At 61.1% G+C, this 19,485-nt stretch carries 19 protein-coding genes; 11 read left to right on the top strand and 8 right to left on the bottom strand.

Features of this window, described 5'->3' with window-relative positions; all coding sequences use genetic code 11:
- Nucleotides 1-46: 46 nt before the first annotated feature.
- On the top strand, nt 47-859 hold the full coding sequence (locus tag AB4N33_RS03065; RefSeq protein WP_460142122.1) for a helix-turn-helix transcriptional regulator: 813 nt from the start codon (nt 47-49) through the stop codon (nt 857-859).
- Here AB4N33_RS03065 and map read toward each other — a convergent pair.
- Entirely contained in the window at nt 852-1,640 is a 789-nt protein-coding gene (gene map / locus AB4N33_RS03060; protein ID WP_460123010.1) for a type I methionyl aminopeptidase, read from the bottom strand. The genes AB4N33_RS03065 and map overlap by 8 nt on opposite strands.
- Entirely contained in the window at nt 1,637-1,897 is a 261-nt protein-coding gene (locus AB4N33_RS03055) for a ParD-like family protein (RefSeq protein ID WP_476456377.1), read from the bottom strand. Before AB4N33_RS03055 ends, map begins: the two co-directional genes overlap by 4 nt.
- Nucleotides 1,898-2,200: 303 nt before the next feature.
- On the opposite strand from AB4N33_RS03055, the gene AB4N33_RS03050 reads away from it, so the two are divergent.
- Both AB4N33_RS03050 and yghU read left to right on the top strand, forming a co-directional pair.
- Nucleotides 2,201-3,055: a hypothetical protein gene (locus AB4N33_RS03050; protein ID WP_460123004.1), complete on the top strand. Its 855-nt coding sequence runs from the start codon at nt 2,201-2,203 to the stop codon at nt 3,053-3,055.
- A 120-nt stretch (nt 3,056-3,175) separates the two neighbouring features.
- Nucleotides 3,176-4,015: a glutathione-dependent disulfide-bond oxidoreductase gene (gene yghU, locus AB4N33_RS03045; protein WP_476456376.1), complete on the top strand. Its 840-nt coding sequence runs from the start codon at nt 3,176-3,178 to the stop codon at nt 4,013-4,015.
- A gap of 151 nt (nt 4,016-4,166) precedes the next feature.
- On the opposite strand, the gene AB4N33_RS03040 is transcribed toward yghU, so the two are convergent.
- Together AB4N33_RS03040 and AB4N33_RS03035 are read right to left on the bottom strand one after the other, a co-directional pair.
- The gene (locus AB4N33_RS03040) at nt 4,167-7,073 is read right to left on the bottom strand and encodes a sensor domain-containing phosphodiesterase (RefSeq protein ID WP_476456375.1); all 2,907 of its coding nucleotides are present in this window, start codon (nt 7,071-7,073) and stop codon (nt 4,167-4,169) included.
- 191 nt (nt 7,074-7,264) lie between these two features.
- Nucleotides 7,265-7,744, bottom strand: a complete 480-nt coding sequence (locus AB4N33_RS03035; RefSeq protein WP_460122997.1) for a VOC family protein — start codon at nt 7,742-7,744, stop codon at nt 7,265-7,267.
- Between the two features lie 163 nt (nt 7,745-7,907).
- Between AB4N33_RS03035 and AB4N33_RS03030 the strand changes: the two genes are divergently transcribed.
- Nucleotides 7,908-9,083 (top strand): GGDEF domain-containing protein, encoded by a 1,176-nt coding sequence (locus AB4N33_RS03030; RefSeq protein WP_476456374.1) that lies wholly within the window; start codon nt 7,908-7,910, stop codon nt 9,081-9,083.
- Nucleotides 9,084-9,087: 4 nt separating this feature from the next.
- On the opposite strand, the gene AB4N33_RS03025 is transcribed toward AB4N33_RS03030, so the two are convergent.
- On the bottom strand, nt 9,088-9,477 hold the full coding sequence (locus AB4N33_RS03025) for a GFA family protein (RefSeq protein WP_460122993.1): 390 nt from the start codon (nt 9,475-9,477) through the stop codon (nt 9,088-9,090).
- A gap of 123 nt (nt 9,478-9,600) precedes the next feature.
- Here AB4N33_RS03025 and AB4N33_RS03020 point away from each other — a divergent pair, with 123 nt between their 5' ends.
- Together AB4N33_RS03020 and AB4N33_RS03015 are read left to right on the top strand one after the other, a co-directional pair.
- Nucleotides 9,601-10,005 (top strand): antitoxin Xre-like helix-turn-helix domain-containing protein, encoded by a 405-nt coding sequence (locus tag AB4N33_RS03020; protein WP_460141359.1) that lies wholly within the window; start codon nt 9,601-9,603, stop codon nt 10,003-10,005.
- Nucleotides 9,999-10,691 (top strand): RES family NAD+ phosphorylase, encoded by a 693-nt coding sequence (locus AB4N33_RS03015; protein ID WP_460141358.1) that lies wholly within the window; start codon nt 9,999-10,001, stop codon nt 10,689-10,691. Before AB4N33_RS03020 ends, AB4N33_RS03015 begins: the two co-directional genes overlap by 7 nt.
- 148 nt (nt 10,692-10,839) lie before the next feature.
- Here AB4N33_RS03015 and AB4N33_RS03010 read toward each other — a convergent pair whose 3' ends face one another.
- The gene (locus AB4N33_RS03010; RefSeq protein WP_460122985.1) at nt 10,840-12,507 is read right to left on the bottom strand and encodes an MFS transporter; all 1,668 of its coding nucleotides are present in this window, start codon (nt 12,505-12,507) and stop codon (nt 10,840-10,842) included.
- 221 nt (nt 12,508-12,728) lie between these two features.
- Here AB4N33_RS03010 and AB4N33_RS03005 point away from each other — a divergent pair, with 221 nt between their 5' ends.
- A complete protein-coding gene (locus AB4N33_RS03005; protein ID WP_476456373.1) occupies nt 12,729-13,298 on the top strand; it encodes a chorismate mutase in 570 nt (189 codons plus the stop codon).
- Nucleotides 13,299-13,301: 3 nt separating this feature from the next.
- On the opposite strand, the gene AB4N33_RS03000 is transcribed toward AB4N33_RS03005, so the two are convergent.
- Both AB4N33_RS03000 and AB4N33_RS02995 read right to left on the bottom strand, forming a co-directional pair.
- A complete protein-coding gene (locus tag AB4N33_RS03000) occupies nt 13,302-13,679 on the bottom strand; it encodes a c-type cytochrome (RefSeq protein WP_460122979.1) in 378 nt (125 codons plus the stop codon).
- Between the two features lie 29 nt (nt 13,680-13,708).
- Complete coding sequence (locus AB4N33_RS02995; protein WP_476456372.1) at nt 13,709-14,668, bottom strand: GlxA family transcriptional regulator; 960 nt, start codon at nt 14,666-14,668, stop codon at nt 13,709-13,711.
- 105 nt (nt 14,669-14,773) lie between these two features.
- On the opposite strand from AB4N33_RS02995, the gene AB4N33_RS02990 reads away from it, so the two are divergent.
- The 4 genes from AB4N33_RS02990 (at nt 14,774) to AB4N33_RS02975 (ending at nt 19,471) form a co-directional block, all read left to right on the top strand.
- Nucleotides 14,774-15,343: an acyl-CoA thioesterase gene (locus AB4N33_RS02990; protein WP_476456371.1), complete on the top strand. Its 570-nt coding sequence runs from the start codon at nt 14,774-14,776 to the stop codon at nt 15,341-15,343.
- A 191-nt stretch (nt 15,344-15,534) separates the two neighbouring features.
- The gene (locus AB4N33_RS02985) at nt 15,535-16,908 is read left to right on the top strand and encodes a glutamine synthetase family protein (protein WP_476456370.1); all 1,374 of its coding nucleotides are present in this window, start codon (nt 15,535-15,537) and stop codon (nt 16,906-16,908) included.
- 7 nt (nt 16,909-16,915) lie between these two features.
- Nucleotides 16,916-18,307, top strand: a complete 1,392-nt coding sequence (locus tag AB4N33_RS02980) for an aldehyde dehydrogenase family protein (RefSeq protein WP_476456369.1) — start codon at nt 16,916-16,918, stop codon at nt 18,305-18,307.
- A gap of 3 nt (nt 18,308-18,310) precedes the next feature.
- Nucleotides 18,311-19,471, top strand: coding sequence for an iron-containing alcohol dehydrogenase (locus AB4N33_RS02975; RefSeq protein ID WP_476456368.1), 1,161 nt, complete (start codon nt 18,311-18,313; stop codon nt 19,469-19,471).
- The last annotated feature ends 14 nt before the right edge of the window (nt 19,472-19,485 follow it).

Raw genomic sequence — 19,485 nt, 5'->3', positions numbered from 1 at the left:
CTTTCAAAAAACTGACCTGATGCCGTCTCTTCACTACTATGCGGTAATGAGCCAGCCCAAACCTCCACCGCCAACCCTCGCCGTCGAACCGGTCCGCCGTGTCGAAGCCGGCCCCTGGGCGATAGAACTGCTGCCCGGCTCGGCCTATTCGGCGCGCTATGTCGCCAGTCATTCGGCGATTGGCTTTGCCTTCGACAGCCAGCGAGGCGTGCATGCCATCGGCAGCGACCGCGTGCAGCCCTTTGTTGCCACACCCAACAGCCTGGCGTTCGTGCCGGCCGGGTGTGACGTGCTTTCCGAATCCCCCGGCGGCGGCGAGTACCTGCGGGTGATGCACGCCCAGGGCCTGGAGGTGATCGGTGACCACGCCTTCAACAATCGCATTGATTCACAGGCCATCGCGCTGGCGCTGCGCATGCGCATCGCGTTGTTGCGGTCTTCGGTGGATGACGATTGGGAAGCCTGGGCACTGGCCCTGATGGAGCGGGCGCAGGGGCAGGATGCGCTGGCTGCACCGCTGCGAAGCTCCATCACCGCTAGCCGGCTGCGTCTGCTCGATGAGTTCATCGACGCAGGCCTGGGTGGTCCGCTGAGTGTGCAGGCGATGGCGCGATTGCTGGAGTTGTCAGAAGGCTTCTTCATCCGCGCGTTCAAGCAGGCCACGGGAAAAAGTCCCCACAGCTACCTGATCGACCGGCGCCTGGCCACCGCCCGGGCGCGACTGATCGATTCAAGCGCAAGCCTCGCCGACATCGCCCTCACCTGCGGCTTCAATTCCCAGGCGCATATGACGACAGTGTTCAAGCAGCGGCTGGGCGTCAGCCCGGCGCAATTGCGCCCGACCCGCTGGATCAGATAGCGGCAAAGCCCTCGACGCTGTCAGGCCACGCGGACAACACCTCAAAACCATGGTCCGTAACCGCCACCATATGTTCCCACTGGGCTGACAGCGAATTGTCCCGGGTCACCACGGTCCAGCCGTCCGCCAGTGTGCGCACATGGCGCTTGCCGGCGTTGAGCATCGGTTCGATGGTGAAAATCATCCCGCTTTTCAACGTCAGACCCTGCCCCGGATAGCCGTAATGCAGCACCTGCGGCTCGTCGTGGTAGACCTTGTTGATGCCGTGCCCGCAGTACTCGCGCACGACGCTAAAGCCCTCGTTTTCGGCATGCGCCTGAATGGCGTGGCCGATGTCGCCAAGGGTGGCGCCGGGACGGACCCTGCGAATGCCGGCGCACAGGGCGTCATAGGTGGTCTTGACCAGGTGCCGCGCCTCGGGGGCGGGCTCACCCACGAAATACATGCGACTGGTGTCGCCATACCAGCCCTCTTTTTTCACCGCGATGTCGATGTTGACGATGTCGCCGTCCTTCAGCACGGTTGCCGACGGCAGGCCATGGCAGACCACTTCGTTAATCGAGGTCAGCACCGTTTTCGGATAGCCGAGATAACCGACGTTGCCAGGAATCGCCTTTTGCACATTGACGATGTACTCGTTACAAAGGCGGTCGAGCTCCTCGGTGGTGACGCCGGCCTGCACATGGGGTGCAATCATCGCCAGCACTTCGGCGGCGAGCATGGCCGCGGTGCGGGACCTGGCAATGTCCGCCGGGGTGTTGATGCGCACGTTCGCCCTCATTTGCGTGCGCTGCCTGCGGACTCAAGCACGGGGGCACTGTCGGCAAGACCGCAGAGGCGTTTCAGCTCAAGCCCGCCCTCGAGCTCCGCGCGTACCAGCATTCGGCAGATCTCGGTGTGGTCGAGATTGGGGTGCAGCTCGGCGAGCATGCCGATGCGCATCCAATGTTCGGCCTGAGCGTTGATCGAGCGACTCAGCGCGTTGCTCGCCACGCGCAGGTGCTCATGCAGGTCTTCAGAGATTTTGACAATGCCCATGGGTTTCACTATATGAAATGTATATGTTTCATATCTTACGTGAATGCCCTGCAAAAGGACAATGGCAGGTCACACTGATGATTCGCGCTGCTCATGCTCAATTAATGAACAATACGTGACAGCCCGCGTGCGCTCTGGTTTTCAGAATATTATCCACAGGAATACCCACTCATTTTGTGGATAGTTCTCGCTCGAAATCGAGCACACCTAAGGATGATGGCAATCTCTCGCAAAGGATGATTAAGTGAGAGGCTGTGCACATGTCCCCTGTTTACGCTGCGAGTTTCTCGCCAAGGATGAACAATGATCATCGGTTCAACGTCATCGCAAGCGATGGCTACCTACACCGCTTCCGCCGGCGCCGCGTCCGCGACGGCATCGCAAGGACGTGTTCCGCAGAGCAGGACGCAGGCGGACAAGGCGCAAAACACTGATTCGATCTCGCTTTCGGACAAGTCCAGCGACTACAGCAAATCGATTGCTGACAACAAACCCTACTTTCCTGCCCGCGAAGGCATGAGTGCCGACGCACTGGTCCTGGGCGTTGCCAATCCCGGCGCGGTCTCCAGTTCCAAGGACAAGACCTTCGCCGAAGTGGCGACTGATGCACGCAAGCGCATGGATGAAAAATATGCGCTGATGAAAGCCAGCGACAAGCCTTACACCGGCAGCGATGAAGACCGCAACAGCTTGATGGGCGACCTCGACCGGCGTTCGCTGAATGCAGTGGCCAGCAATGAAGGTGGGCTCTTCACGGCCCAGGAACAGGCGTCGGCGCAAGCCTTGATGCGCCAGCAAGGCCGACTTGCCACCGGCTACTACAGCGGCCCGGCGGACCAGGAGAAAAACTGGAAAGATCCGTTTGCCAACGATCCCTATGGCCGGGCAAAAGCAGCACTGGATTTCATGAACAACATGAGCCCGGAAGAAAAGGCCAAGCCCGAATGGCTGTCGCAACGCTTGTCCCTGGAAGCCGCACTGAACCAGAGCCAGGGTTCGGAGCTTGACCCCGACAAGAAAAAAACCGGCCACTTCCCCAACCTCGCGGAAATTCTTTCAGGCGCCGTGACGCAGTCTGACGACGAGAAGTCCAGCCAATCACGCTACGGTGATCCTTCGGCGCAGATATTGAAGGGCCTCGAATCGCGCAATGCCTGACGCCTCGATCCTGCCGAACGGAACGCAGACCCGGTAATCGGCTGCGTTCCATCCCAATACAGTGTGGCATGATGCCCCTCAACGTTGTCCATTGTGGCTCGCTAACGATGAGGTCTGTTCATGAGCAAAGCACCCTACGTTCCGCCCCAGGTCTGGAAACACGAAGCGCCGTCTGGCGGCCATTTTGCCAGCATCAATCGGCCGACTGCCGGTCCCACCCATGACAAGGACTTGCCCGTCGGCAAGCATCCATTGCAGCTCTACTCACTGGCCACGCCCAATGGTGTGAAGGTCACCATCCTGCTCGAAGAGTTGCTGGCCCTGGGGCATGGCGGCGCGCAATACGATGCGTGGCTGATCCGTATTGGCGAGGGCGATCAATTCTCCAGCGGCTTCGTCGAAATCAATCCAAACTCGAAAATCCCGGCGCTGCTGGACCGCAGCGTGGAGCCCGCTGTCCGGGTGTTCGAGTCCGGCTCGATCCTGTTGTACCTCGCGGAAAAATTCGGCGCGTTCCTGCCAAGCGACCACGCGGGGCGGACCGAGACCCTGAACTGGCTGTTCTGGCAGATGGGCTCGGCACCCTACCTGGGTGGCGGTTTCGGGCATTTCTATGCCTACGCACCGGAGAAGTTCGAGTACCCGATCAACCGCTTCACCATGGAAGCCAAGCGCCAACTGGATGTGCTCGACCAGCGCCTGGCGCAAAACCGCTACCTGGTCGGCGACCGCTACACCATCGCGGACATCGCCGTCTGGCCCTGGTACGGCCAACTGGTGCGCAACAATGTGTACTCGGCGGCCGAGTTTCTTTCCGCCCACGAATACACGCACGTGCAGCGTTGGGCTGAAGAGATCGCCCAGCGGCCGGCGGTGATTCGTGGACAGCGGGTCAACCGGACCTGGGGCGATGAAGCGAGCCAGGTGCCGGAGCGTCATGACGCAGCGGATCTGGATTGAGGGTAGGTCTTTAGCTGTGGAGGTAACTTGAAACCATCGCGAGCAGGCTCGCTCCCACAGTGGATCCTCCCAACTCACCGCAGCCCCCTGTAGGAGCGAGTTCACTCGCGATGGTCGTCAACGATGACACGGGGCATCTGGCAGCCCGCCCCTACAGAGGCTGAGTGCCGCCCAGCAACGCAGTTGCCATCAGCGCCTGGAGCCCCATCGGCCTGGAGAAGTAATACCCCTGGGCCTGCCCTGCGCCCATCTCGCGTAACAGCACCAGCGTTTCTTCATCCTCGACCCCTTCGGCCACCACGCTCAGGTCCAGCGACTCAGCCATGCGCACGATCGCACGGACGATGGCGCGACTGCGTGCGCTGGTGGTCAGTTCGAGGATGAACGACTTGTCGATTTTCAAACCACTGAAACGGTATTGATGCACATAGCTCAGGGATGAGAACCCGGCGCCGAAGTCATCGAGCACCACCGACATCCCATTATCGGCCAACTGCTGCATGGTCAACCGGGCTATGGCCGGCTCGGCCACCAGTGCGCCTTCGGTCAACTCCAGGCAGATACGCGACGGCTCGACCCCGTGTTGGCCCAACAGGGCCAGTACATCCCTGGCGAAATCCGGGCGGGTCATGCTGTAGCTGGAGCAATTGACATGCACTGGCGGCCAATGGGCGTGCTCGGGCTGGGAGAGGATCACGGCGACGCTGGTGAGCATGTACAGGTCCAGGCGGCCGATCAGGCGCAGGCCCTCGACCTCCGGCAGAAACTCACCCGGTGCGATCACACGACCATTCGGTTGGCGCCAGCGGATCAACGCCTCGAGAGCCAACAGTTCGCCAGTTTCGACGCTGACAATGGGCTGGAAGTACGGCAGCAGCTCGTCGGTGCGCTTGAGCGCATTGCGCAAGGCCCCTTCTCGCTCCATCTGATCGGAGACCTCACGGCGCACCTCCTGGTTGAACACCGCGTAACTGTCACGCCCGGCACTCTTGACCCGGTACATCGCCGCGTCGGCATCGCGCAACAGGTCAGCCGGCTCGAGATGAAACTGACTGTCGGCGCTGACAATGCCGATGCTGCAGGAGGAAAACACTTCATGGCCATTGATGAAGAACGGCCGGTCGAACGCCAGCAGGATACGTTCGGCGATCTCGGTGACGACCTCCATCGGCGCTTCGGGTGCAAGCACTGCAAATTCGTCACCGCCCAGGCGGGCCAGCATGTCGGCCTCGCGCAGGCAGCCGCGCAAGCGGTGGGCGGCCTGCATCAGCAGCAGATCGCCAAAATGGTGGCCGAGGCTGTCGTTGACCATCTTGAAACGGTCGAGGTCGATGAACATCACCGCCAGATGTCCGCCCTCGCGGTCGAACCGCATCCAGGCGAGGTTCAGGCGTTGTTGCAGGTAAGTGCGATTAGGCAGCCCCGTGAGCGCATCGTGGGAGTTTTCGTGAAGCAGCTTTGCATTGGCGTGGTCGAGTTCGCGGGTGCGGTTCAGTACCCGCGCCTCGAGCTTGAGATTGGCGGCATGGATCGCTTCGGCAGCGGTGCGCCGCGACAACGCGGTGTCGATGTGTCGCGACACGAACGTCAGTAATTCCTGATCACGTTGGGTATAGCGCACAGCCGAGGTATAGCTCTGCACCGCCAGCACGCCACGCACCCCATCACCATCAAACAACGGAATGCCCAGCCACGAACAGGACCGAACCGATTCATCGATTTCGATTTCACCGCGCGATGCCAATCGATCGGCATCGTCGAAGTCGATCAGGCACGGGCGACGCTGGCGAATCACGTACTCGGTCAAGCCCCGGTTCCCGCGTCTTGGCAACGGGCAGGTCTTCTGGCGCTCATCGACGTAGTACGGAAAGGTCACCTCCGAAGTCGCGTCATCGAACAGTGCGATGTAGAAGTTCTCGGCGAACAGCAGATCGCCGACGATGCCGTGCAGGGTCTGGAAAAATTCGGTCATGTCACCGGGCTGGCTCGACAGCTCGGCAATCTGGAACAACGCACTCTGCAAATGCTCGGCGCGTTCGCGGTCCGACACTTCCTGGCGCAAGGCATCGTTGACCGCTGAAAGCTCCAGGGTACGACGCATGACCGTCTGCTCCAGATCCTCGCGGTGCAGCAGCCGGTCCAGCGCCATCGCCACATGGCGGGCCACGACCAGGAACAAGGCGCGATCCTCGGCGCTGTAGGTCCGGGAAACGTCGTAGACCTGCATGGCAAGCATGCCGAATACCTCGTCAGAGGCATTCTTCAACGGCGCCCCCATCCAGTATTCGGGACGATCACCCACGCAGTAGAAACGCCCTTCTGCCTGGGCCGCGAGAATGCCCGCGGCGTCGATCAGCAGCGGCTGGCCGGAGGTCAACACCTGGCCGGTCAAGGACAGATGCGAAGGGTCGAGGTATTCGTAGTTCTCGGACTCCAGGGCATCGACGTCGATGATGTCGACGTAATAGGGGTAGTCGATCTTGTGAGTGTGCGAGTCATACAGCGCGAGATAGAAGTTCTCGGCATCGATCAGCCCGGCCAGCAGTTGATGCACGCCTACCAGGAACACCGAGCGGTCGCGGGTCGAACTGGCCAGGTAAGTGATTTCGTAAAGCACCCGTTGGGTATTCTGCGCACGGGCCAGCGTATCGGTCTGCAACCGGATGCCCAGGCGCTGGGCAAAATCGGTGAGCGCCGGTCCTGCGCCATCGTCCAGGGGTGCGAGTAGCCAACCCAGTTCGCTTTCACCTCTACCGGTCGGCCAGCGCTGCAGACGCCAGTCCCGGCAAAAGCTGTCGAAGTCTTCATTGGCGACGCTGGATGGCCACTGAACCTGGGGATCGCCCTGACCGATCAGGTGCAGTTGTTCACCGGCACGGTAAACGACCCACGCTTTGGTATGGCCCCACTGGCGAGCAGATTCCAGCAAACGCTCGATCGTTTCCTCGTCACCGGTGCTGGCCCTGCCGACAGTATCCAAATTCCCTTCCAATGCGGAGGCGGCCACGCCTCTGTCATCGGGTTGCAGAGGGAAGTCGGTCAATGGACGAAAACTCATCTGCCCTCCCTGAGCCAAAACTGGCAATAGCCCCTTACCGGACGCAAGCAAAATTGCCGGTGAGCTTCTCGTTTAAAGGTTCCCAGCGTTTTTTTCAATGGTTTTGTTCGCTTTGCAACCCGCCAAAGGATAGCCAACTCGATATTTGTGAATGCCCCCCCTATCGGCAGCCTTCCAGTCCAATACGCAAATCACCCCTTGACGGCCGCTTCGATCCCCGCGATGTCGATCTTGATCATCTTCATCATGGCTTCAAACGCACGCTTGGCCACAGCGGGGTCCGGATCGATGATCGCGGCCGACAGCACCCGCGGTGTGATCTGCCACGACAGGCCCCACTTGTCCCGACACCAGCCGCAGGCGATGGCTTCACCGCCATTGTCGATAATGGCATTCCACAAACGGTCCGTCTCAGTCTGGTCGTCGGTGGCCACCTGGAACGAAAATGCGCCGTTGTGCGGCGTTCCGGAACCACCGTTCAAACCGAGACACGGCAGGCCCATCACCGTGAATTCAACGGTCAGCACATCACCCTGCTTGCCCGCCGGATAGTCGCCAGGCGCGTGATGGACGGCCTCCACCGAGCTGTCTGCAAAGGTTTTGGCGTAGAACGTCGCCGCCTCCAGCGCATCCCTTTCGTACCAGAGGCAAATCGTGTTTTTGCTGAGCATAGCGGTAGTCTCCAATTGTGTTGGGCTGACACTTGAGTCTAGCTATGCTTGGTCGAACGGGATGCGGTTCATTCGACAACACGACGACCAACGCTGCGAAAAATAGCGGCAAACGCTTACAATCGCCGCGCTTTTCAACCCACTCAGGTAAACCAGTCAGGTTATGGCGCTCGATCCTGTAACGATGTTGACCATCTCGATTGCCCTCGCAGCGGCGGCAGCCTTGTACCTGGCAATCGAATGGCGCAGCGTGCGTGAACCTTCTCTGCTGTTCTGGAGCGCAGGGTTTGCAACCATTTCCGTGGGCTCGACCCTCGCCCTGCTGCGCGTCAGCGGGTTGTTCCTGATCGGCATCTGGTTCGCCAATGGCCTGCTGGTGACCGCCCACTTTTTGTTCCTGCTGGGCGTCGCACGGTTTACCGAAGTGCGCCTGTCCCGTGGCTGGTACCTGGTTTTCGTCGCCTGGCTGGCCATGTTGCTGCTGCCCGACGAGCCGGCGTGGTCGAAGATCATGCTGGTGGCCAACTCACTGTTGGTGGCCCTGCCGACACTTCGGGCCAGTTTCCTGCTACGACCCCATGGCCGGTCGTTGAGCGTCGGCGCGGTGCAGTTGCGTTTTGTACTGCTGACCCATGGGCTCTTCTACACGGCCAAGGCAATCTCGGTGATTATTCCCGGCACCCTGATCGATCTGGCGGCCTTTCGTGGCGAAATCATCCAGATTTCGCTGGTCGAAGGCGCGATGGCGATCATGCTGATCGCCCTGTCGATGACCGGAACCGAGCGCTATCGCCGGGAAAAACGTATTGCGCGACTGGCCGCGCGCGATCCGCTGACCGCCCTGTACAACCGTCGTGCCCTGGAAGTACGGGCGCCACGGCTGTTGGCTGACGTTTCCAACAGGCGCCCGGGTGCGTTGCTGCTGATCGATATCGACAACTTCAAACTGGTCAACGACCTCTATGGCCATACCGCCGGCGACCGATTGCTGATCTCGCTGAGCGAGATGATCCGTTCGGTGCTGCCTGAAGGCGCACTGGCGGCACGCCTGGGGGGTGACGAGTTCGTCATCCTGCTCAGGGATGCCTCCAGCGAGCGCATCATGGGGTTGGGCAGCCAACTGCGTTCTCGTTTTCAGCAGGCAGCCTGTGAGGCCTTCGTCACCCCTGTACCGGTCACGCTGAGCATAGGCGCCAACCTGTTCAACCAACCGCCGGCCAGTTTGGCCGGGCTGATCGAGCAAGGCGACGCCGCGCTGTACGAGTCCAAGCGCGGCGGCCGCGACAGCATCCGCCTGGTGGATCGCACCCTGGCGAGTACCGAACTGCAACGCGGCTGATCGGCTATTCCTCGCGCCCCGTCCCCTCGCGATCGTGCTCGTAGCGGCGAGCGAGAGGAAACGCCGGCAGCCATGACTCGCGGCGGCAGGTCCAGAGTTCGTAGGTGGGCGTCAATTGGTCGGGAACGTCCAGGGATCCGAGATTCACTTCGACTTCATCGTTGCTGCGACCAAATACCGAAGATCCGCAACGCGGGCAGAAAAACCGTCCGGCGTAATCAGCGGTTTCGCCCCGTATGGTGACCGCCTGCTCCGGGAATATGGCGGACGCGTGAAACAGCGCGCCGTGGTGCTTGCGGCAATCGAGGCAGTGACACACGCCCACACGATAGGGTCGTCCAGAAGCTTCGATTCTGACGCTGCCGCACAGGCAACCGCCGGTGAATCGTGCCATGTCCACACCTCCCCTTTCACTTTGTGGTTAAACCATAGCAGCCGCCATTGGTCGCAGCAGCCTTGATCTGTAGACGCTATTTGTCATATTTTGAATCCATGGATTGCAATTGAGGTTTCGAACATGGCCGTTGCGCTTCAGCCATCAGCCTTCACCAAGAACCAATGCGTCACGGGCTTGCGGGCCGCCGTGGGCATCCTCGAAAAATGGCGTGCTTCCAGCGAGCAGGCCTGCCGCATCCTGCGCATTTCCCGCAGCACCTATACCCGCGCCCGCCAGCATGACCCCGACTGGTCGGTGGCGCTGGACGCGGACCAGATGCAGCGCATCAGTATCGTGCTCAATATTCACGCGGCGCTGCGCCTGGTGTTCGACAACCCGGAAAACGTCTACGGCTTCCCGTCGATGAGCAATGACAACGAGTTCTTCAATGGACGCTCACCGCTCGAGATCATGGCTCAGGGCGACATGATCTCCCTGTATGAAACCTTCCGCCGCATCGATGTGCTGCGAGGCGCGCAATGGTGAGGCTGGACCAACTCGCGGTCCTTGCCGACGAGCCGTTACAGGCCTATCGGTTGGTCAATTCGAAGTTCCCGCCAGTGGCGTTGTTCGATGACGTCGCGGATGCCGATGCGTTCGAAGTGCTGTATCAGATCCAGGCGCTCACCAATCCCCGGCTTAAAAACGAAGTCGGTCACCTGGAACTGATTCGCCGCAGCGAAATTCCCTTTGGCATCCCCGGCTGTTCCTATGCAACAGCGCCCTTTACACACGTGAATCCCTCAGGCTCGCGCTTCAGCGACGGCAGCTTTGGCGTGCTGTACCTGGCCGACACCCTGGAAACCGCGCTGGCCGAAGTGAAACATCACCAGAGCCTGTACTGGTCAAACGTGCCCCGCCTGAACTACGAGCGGTTTGTGTTTCGGGGGCTGTCATGCGCGTTCAGGCAAACCTCGATGAAGGATGCGACCACCCTTGCGCTGACCGATCCGATTTACGATCCCGACGATTACAGCGTTGCGCGGCGCCTGGGGAAAATGGTCAGGAAGGCGGGCTGCCCCGGGCTTCGCTACCACTCGGTGCGCAATGCCGGCAGCCAATGCTGGGCGTTGATGACGCCCAGGCCGGTGCTTTCAGTGATCCAGGCCGCGCATTACGAGATGGTCTGGAATGGCCAGATGACGAGTGTGAGCCAGATCAGCGAGGCGTAAAAACAACACCGCCCTCTCCTGTAGGAGCGAGCACGCTCGCGATGGTAGCCCAGGCACCGTGGGCCGTCAGGTAGCCCGCGTCATCATTGACGACCATCGCGACGCCTCGACATGCTCGCTCCTACAGTGATCTCCCACAGGGTGACCTCTACAGATGGATATCCCGATCCTTGGTTTCCGGCATGAAGAAAATGCCAAGTACCGCCGTCATCACCGCAATGACAATCGGATACCACAGCCCATAGTAGATATCCCCCGTGGCCGCGACCATCGCGAAGGCCACGGTCGGCAGAAAGCCGCCAAACCAGCCGTTACCGATGTGGTACGGCAGCGACATCGAGGTGTAGCGGATGCGCGCCGGGAACAGTTCCACCAGCCAGGCTGCAATCGGTCCGTAGACCATGGTCACGTAGATCACCAGGATGGTCAGCAGCAACAGCACCATCGGATAGTTGGTTTTCGCCGGGTCCGCCTTCTCGGGGTAACCGGCGTCCTTCAGCGCCGTTCCAAGGGTGGCGGTAAAGGCATCATTGCGAGTCTTGAAGTCCGCCGCCGGCATGCCGGTGCCTTCGAAACTCTCGACCACCTGGTTGCCAATGCGGATTTGCGCGACGCTGCCGGGAGCGGCGTTTTCATTGGTATAGGGAATGGCTCTCTTGGCCAGTACGGTTTTAGCGAGGTCGCACGAACTGGTGAATTTGGCCTTGCCCACCGGGTCGAACTGGAAAGAGCACTGGTGTGGATCGGCGACGACCGTCACCGGATTTTTCTCCTGGGCGACAAACACGTCGGGATTACCGTACTGGGTCAACGCGTGGAAGATCGGGAAGTAGGTCAGCGCCGCCAGGATGCACCCAGCCATGATGATGCCCTTGCGCCCGATGCGGTCTGACAGGCTGCCGAAAATCACGAAAAACGGCGTGCCGATCAAGAGCGAACCGGCAATCAGCAAATTGGCGGTCTGCGGGTCGATCTTGAGTGTTTGCAGAAGGAAAAACAGCGCATAGAACTGCCCCGTGTACCAGACCACGGCTTGGCCAGCCGTCCCCCCCAGTAGCGCCATGATCACGATTTTCAGGTTATCCCAGCGTGCAAAGGATTCGGTCAGCGGCGCCTTCGACGCCTTGCCCTCAGCCTTCATTTTCATGAACACCGGCGACTCGCTCAATTGAAGGCGGATGTATACCGAGACGATCAGCAGCAGGATCGACAGCAGGAACGGAATCCGCCAGCCCCAGGCTTCGAATGCTTCAGTGCCGAGAATCGTGCGGCAGGCGAGAATCACCAGCAACGACAGGAACAGGCCAAGGGTCGCAGTGGTTTGAATCCATGAAGTGAAAAAACCGCGTTTACCCTTCGGCGCGTGCTCGGCCACATAGGTTGCCGCCCCGCCGTACTCGCCACCCAGTGCCAGGCCTTGCAACAGCCGCAGGGTGATGAGGATGACCGGCGCCGCCACGCCAATGGTCGCGTAGCCGGGCAGGAACCCTACCACGGCGGTGGAGACACCCATGATGACGATGGTGATGAGGAAGGTGTGCTTGCGCCCGATCATGTCACCCAGACGACCGAACACGATAGCGCCGAAGGGCCGCACGGCAAATCCTGCAGCGAATGCGAGCAAAGCGAAGATGAAGGCGGTGGTTTCGTTCACCCCGGCGAAAAAATGCTTGGCGATGATCGCGGCGAGGGATCCATAAAGGTAGAAGTCGTACCATTCGAATACAGTGCCCAGGGACGAGGCGAAGATCACCTTGCGCTCTTCCCTGCTGATCCCTCGGGTGGGCGAATCGCCCGTATTGTCGATTGCGGCCATGAGTCTTCTCCGTTCTGTTTTTGTTTTAGCTGACACGGATTGCGCCGCCTCACATCGCTGCAAGGTTTCCTGAAGCATAATCAGCTTCGCGAAGATATCCACTCGCCATCATGTATGACCTTTTCCTCTCGAACAGTGCGGGCGGACGGGGCGGGACGCCGTTGGTTCATTTGTGATACACCACACTCGCCAACCCGTCCCACGCTCAATGAGGCTTGACCATGAGTTTGAACGCTCGCCTACCAAAATTGATGATCTGCGCCCTGTCCGCCTTGATCGCTTGTGGCGCACAGGCCGATGTGACCACGCCGGCACCCGCCAGCCTGCAACCGCTGCTGGCGACCATGAACGAGCGGCTCAACATCGCGGATCGGGTAGCGCTGAGCAAATGGGACAGCCGTACACCGATCCAGGACAGTGCTCGGGAAGCGCAGGTCATCGCTGCCGCCCGAAAGCAGGCGATCATCCACAAGCTCAACCCGGAAGAAGTGGCCGAGTTGATCGCCGCGCAGATCGAAGCGAGCAAGCTGGTGCAATATGGATTGATTGCCCAATGGCAAGCGGCGGGCAAGGCGCCTGATACACCGCGATCGAACCTCGTCAAGGAAGTCCGACCACAACTCGATGAAGTGCAAAAACGCCTGCTACAGGCCTACGCCGGGTTCGCACCCTATCGCACCCACCCCAATTGCGCTCGATGGCTGGCCAAGGCGCGATCAGCGTTGATCAAGGACGCCCTGCATGGACAGGGACTGATCCGGGCCACCGGTGATCTGTGCATCGTCAACTGAGCCTTACTGCGCCTGAAAGGTCTGCAAGTACGCCAGCACATCCTCGACCTTCTGCGGATCGCTCAAGCCCCAGAAAATCATCCGGGTGCCCGGCACGACTTTCTTCGGTGCTTCGAGGTAAGCCGTCAGGGTTTCACGGTTCCAGACCAGGCCGGCCGCTTTCATCGCGTCGGAATACTGGTAGTCCGTGGTCCCGCCCGAGGGACGGCCAAAAAGGTTGTTGAGCTGCGGCCCAAATGATGCCCGTGCCGACTCGCCGACCTGATGACATCCACCGCATAGACGTGGAAACAGTTTGGCCCCGGCGTCGGCATCACCCGCAGCAAACGCGTGCGAAACCCATCCCCCGCTCAGGGCGAATGCGAGTAAAGCGGCTTTCATTGTTTTGCTTCCAGAACAGAAAATGAAGGTCAGTTTGCGCTCGCCTGGAATTTCTTCCGGTAAGCCGCGGGCAGCAAGCCTACTCGCTCGCGGAACAAACGGCGAAAGGAATTCCCGTCTTCATAGCCAACTGTGTAGGTGATGCTGTCCAGGGTCATGCGTGTCGATTCGAGCAGCAGCTTGGCTTTTTCCAGTCGCAGGGTTTGCAGGTATGTCAGCGGCGTGTAGCCCGTCGCGTCCTTGAAACGCCGCTTGAAATTGCGCACGCCGAAACCGAACCGTCGGGCAACGTCATCGATCAGCACCGGCTCCCCAAAATGCGCTTCCAGCCAGTTCTGCACCTGCAGAATGTCGCCGTCGCCATGGTTCTTGGGCAGCGACCACATGACGTAGACCGATTGCTCGCTGCGCACGGTGTCGACCAGCAGGTACTTGCCGCAAGTCTGCGCCAACTCCAGCGAGGCGAAACGGCGCACCAGGTGCAGCAGCAGGTCCATGGCCGCACTGGCGCCACCACTGGTGACGACGCCCCTGTCTTCGCAGACGATCTGCGTCGGGTCCAGGTCGACCTGGGCATACCGGCGGCGAAACAGGTCGGCGAAGGCCCAGTGCGTGGTGGCACGTACGCCTTCAAGCAAACCGGTTTCAGCCAGCATGAACGCCGCCGTGCACATCGAGGACACCACGGCCCCCTGCCCGTGCTGTTGACGCAGCCACGGTCCGTAAACAGCGAAGGCAGGCAGGGCCTCCTTGAGGGTGAAGAGAAAACCCGGGATCACCACCAGGTCGGTTCGCGGGATATCGGCGATGGCCCGGTCAACACGCAGCACCTGCCCACCCCATGCGTTGACATCCCGACCATCCAGCGACGCGCTGACCAGTTCGAACGGCGGTGTTTGCGCAAACAGGTTGGCGGCACTGAGTACCTCCAGCGCCAGGGTAGCGCTGGCGGCGGAACAGTGCTCGGCCAGCAACAAGGTCACATGCATGAATACCCCAATTGCGCTTTTCGCATGAAAAAAGTCATTTGCGCACCTACCTTAGCCCATTTCCCCCACTTACAGTGCAGCCATCCATCACTCTGTGGCGCTCCTATGAATCTCTGGTTTCGATTGTTCCTCATGCTGTTCCGTCGTCCGTGGCGCAAGCCGGTCGACGCCCTCGCCACCACGGTCATTCGCCTGCGCGTATGGCCAACCGACCTGGACGTCAACCGCCATGTCACCAATGGGCGGTACTTCACCCTGGCCGATATTGGCCGCATGGATTACGTGTTGCGCAGTGGCGCTTTTCGCGTGGCACTTCGGCACAAAGCGGTGCCGATCGTGGGCGATACCTGGGGCAAGTTCCGCCGTGAACTGAAACTGTTCGAAGCCTTCGAAATCCACACGCGAATGCTCGGCTGGGACCATAAGTGGAGCTTCATGGAACACCGCTTCGTCAGCGGCGGGCGCGTGGTCGGTGTGGTGGTGATGCGCGGCCTGTTCCGCGCCGGCAAGCGCACCGTCGACCCGGGCGAGTTTGCCCTTGAACTGGGGTTGTCCGAGCAATCGTTGCACATGCCCGAGTGGCTCACGGACTGGTCGCGCAGCTGCGACGACATGAGCCTGCAACTGCGCGAAGAAGAAGCTCAGCCCACCCGACGCCCGCCCATCGCGGCGTGATGCCCCCTTGGGGTTGCCCCGCGCAGCCCCGCGTCTTTTTGCGCATCACAACTTGCGTCATGCAAAAGCAGGCTAAGCTGTGAGCAGCTTATTGCTCACGATGCTCGCTTCTGCAGGGTTGTGGTTTTTCTGGAGAGCGTCTGCAACAGCTATCTCAGACAGGCCCAACTTGTTCACGCAGGAATGACGTGATGACCGAGCCCCATCTCAGTTTTGACGCGCTCAAGCGCGCTGCCGCCGCAGGTGATATCGATACCGTCCTGGTTTGCATGGTCGACATGCAGGGACGGCTCGTTGGCAAGCGATTCCAGGTCGAGTTTTTCATCGACAGCGGCTATCAGGAAACCCACTGCTGCAACTACCTGCTGGCCGACGACATCGACATGGAGCCGGTGCCCGGCTATGCCGCCGCCAGTTGGAGCAAGGGTTATGGCGACTTCGTGCTCAAGCCCGACATGGCCACCCTGCGCCGCGTGCCGTGGCTGGAAGGTACGGCGCTGGTGCTGTGCGATGTGCTCGATCATCACCATCGCCAGGATTTGCCCCACAGCCCCCGGGCGATCCTCAAGCGCCAGGTCGAGCGCCTGCGCGAGCGCGGCTACACCGGCATGTTCGCCTCGGAGCTGGAGTTCTACCTGTTCGACGAAAGCTACGACGCGATCCATCAACGCAATTACCATCATCCGAAAACCGCCGGCCATTACATCGAGGATTACAACATCCTCCAGACCACCCGCGAGGAGCCCGTGCTGCGCGCCATTCGCAAGCACCTGCAAGCCTCGGGCATCCCGGTGGAAAACTCCAAGGGTGAATGGGGCCCGGGACAGGAAGAGATCAACATCCGTTACGCCGACGCGATGACCATGGCTGACCACCACGTGCTCATCAAGCACGCCTGCAAGGAGATCGCCGATGCCCAGGGCAAGGCGATCACCTTCATGGCCAAGTGGCGTTATGACGCCGCCGGGTCCAGCAGCCACATCCATAATTCGCTGTGGGACAAGAACGGCAAGAAGCCGCTGTTCTTCGACGCCAAGGCCGAATTCGGCATGTCAAAACTGATGCGGTCCTGGGTGGCCGGCCAGCTCAAGTATGCCAACGACATCACCTGTTTCCTCGCGCCCTACATCAACTCGTACAAACGCTTCCAGGCCGGCACGTTCGCGCCCACCCGCGCGGTGTGGAGCCGGGACAACCGCACTGCCGGCTTTCGCCTGTGCGCCGAAGAGAGCAAATCCATCCGCATCGAGTGCCGCATCGGCGGTGCTGACCTCAACCCCTATCTGGCCTTCGCCGCACTCATCGCGGCGGGCCTGGCCGGTATCGACGAAAAGCTCGAACTCGCAGCCCCCTTCGAAGGCGATGCCTACGCCGACGAACACTCGCCGGAGGTCTCGAAAACCCTGCGCGAGGCCTGCGCCGCGCTCAAGGGCTCGAACATGTTGCGCCAGGCCTTCGGAGATGAAGTGGTCGAGCACTACGTGCACACCGCCGAATGGGAGCAGAAAGAGTACGACCGCCGTGTCACCGACTGGGAACTGCAGCGCGGCTTCGAGCGCTATTGAGATCACCATGACTGCGAAGATTGAGCTCATTTCCCCGGTGGATGGCCGGGTCTATGTCGAGCGCGAGAGTGCCGACGCGTCGCAGGTCGAGCAGGCATTGGCGGCCGCGCAAATCGCCCAGCTCGACTGGCAGCGCCGGCCCTTGGGCGAACGCGCCGCGCTGTGCAGCGCCGCAGTCGAGGCAATGCTGAAAATGCAAGCCGACATCGTGCCGGAGCTGGCGTGGCAGATGGGGCGTCCAGTGCGTTATGGTGCTGGCGAGCTGCGCGGTTTTGCCGAACGGGCACGGCACATGATCGCGATTGCCCCACAGGCGCTGGCGACAGTGGAACCTGCGCCCATCGCCGGGTTCGGCCGTTACATCAAACGCGAACCACTGGGCACGGTGCTGGTGGTCGCGCCTTGGAACTATCCGTACCTGACGGCAGTGAACACGATCATCCCGGCACTGATGGCCGGCAACAGCGTGATCCTCAAGCACGCCTCGCAAACCCTGCTGGTGGGCGAACGCTTTGCCGAGGCTTTTCGCCGGGCGAACCTGCCGCAAGGCTTGTTTCACAACCTGGTGCTCAGCCACGCGATGACCGCACAGATCATTGGCTCGGGCCGTGTGCACCAAGTCAATTTCACCGGTTCCGTGCCAGCCGGCAAGGCCATTGAAGCCGCCGCTGTCGGCCGCTTCATCGGTGTGGGCCTGGAGTTGGGCGGCAAGGACCCCGCGTATGTGCGCGCCGACGCCAACCTTGAACACGCGGTGGAGAATCTGGTGGATGGCAGCTTTTTCAACTCCGGACAAAGCTGCTGCGCCATCGAGCGCATCTACGTCGATCAGGCCATTTACCCGGCGTTCATCGCACGCTTCGCCGAGCTGACGCGCCAGTACGTGCTGGGCAATCCGCTGGAGGAAGCGACGACGCTGGGTCCGCTGGTTTCTCCGGCTGCTGCCGATTTCGTCCGCGGCCAGATCAAGGCTGCGCAGGCCCAAGGCGCCAGGGCCTTGATTGACACCAGCGATTTCCCCCCTGATGTGCCGGGCAGCGCCTACCTCGCACCCCAGGTGCTGGTGGACGTGAACCACGAGATGTCAGTGATGCGCGAAGAAAGCTTCGGGCCGGTGGTCGGCATCATGTCGGTCACCGGTGACGACGAAGCGGTTCGGTTGATGAACGACAGCGAATTCGGGCTCAGCGCCTCGATCTGGACCCAGGATCCTGCCGCCGCCGAACACGTGGGCAACCAGATCGCCACCGGCACTGTGTTCATGAACCGTTGCGACTACCTTGACCCGGCACTGGCCTGGACCGGGGTCAAGCACAGCGGGCGCGGCGCCACCTTATCGAACCTCGGCTACGAGCACCTGACCCGACCCAAATCCTTCCATCTGCGCCACGAGGTGTAGAGCATGAGCCTGACTGGAAACTGGAACTACCCCACCAGCATTCGCTTCGGTGTCGGTCGTATCGCGGAGCTGCCCGCCATCTGCCGCAGCCAGGGCATCGAGCGTCCGCTGCTGGTGACCGACCGGGGCCTGGGCCAGGCACCGATCACCCTCGCCGCACTGGATGCCATGCGCGCCGCTGGCCTGGGCGCCGCGCTGTTTTGTGACCTTAAAGCCAATCCGGTCTCGGCCGATCTGGCCGGCGGACTCAAGGCCTGGGCCAGCGGCAATCATGATGGCGTGGTCGCCTTCGGCGGTGGCAGCGGCCTGGACATGGGCAAGCTCATCGCCTTCATGAGTGGCCAGAGCCGACCGGTGTGGGATTTCGAAGACATCGGCGACTACTGGACCCGCGCCGACGCCAGTCGCATCGCTCCGATCATCGCGGTGCCCACCACGGCGGGGACCGGCTCCGAGGTCGGTCGCGCGGCGGTGATCATCGAAGAAAGCACCCACACCAAACGCATCATCTTTCACCCGAAAATGATGCCCCGGGTGGTCATCAGCGACCCGGCGCTGACGGTTGGCATGCCGACCAGAATCACCGCTGGCACTGGGATGGACGCGCTCTCCCATTGCCTGGAAGCCTACTGCGCCCCTGGTTTTCATCCGCTGGCGGACGGCATTGCCGTCGAAGGCATGCGCCTGGTGGCCACCGCCCTGCAACGTGCGGTGCACACACCTGATGATCTAGAGGCGCGTGCGCAAATGCTCGCCGCCGCCGCGATGGGCGCCACCGCGTTTCAGAAAGGCCTGGGTGGCATGCACGCGCTGTCGCATCCGGTGGGCGCGTTGTACGACACGCACCACGGCATGACCAATGCCGTGTTCATGCCCTATGTGCTGCAATTCAATCGCTCGGCCATCGAGGAGCGCATCGCCCGCCTCGCCGCTTACCTGGGCCTGCCTTCCCCCGGCTTCGACAGCTTCCTGGACTTTGTCCTCAAGTTACGCGCAGACATCGGAGTGCCACACACGTTGCACGCGCTGGGCGTCGATGACCGGCAGGTGGAACTGATCGCAGACATGGCCATCGTCGACCCCTCGGCCGGTGGCAATCCGCTGCCCCTGAACAAGGATGGCGCCACCCGTATTTTTACCGCGGCGTATCAGGGCCGCGTGTAGATCCAGGGCAATAA

The organism is Pseudomonas sp. S1_E05, from assembly GCF_056337105.1.
This window is presented reverse-complemented; position numbering and strand designations above follow the sequence as displayed.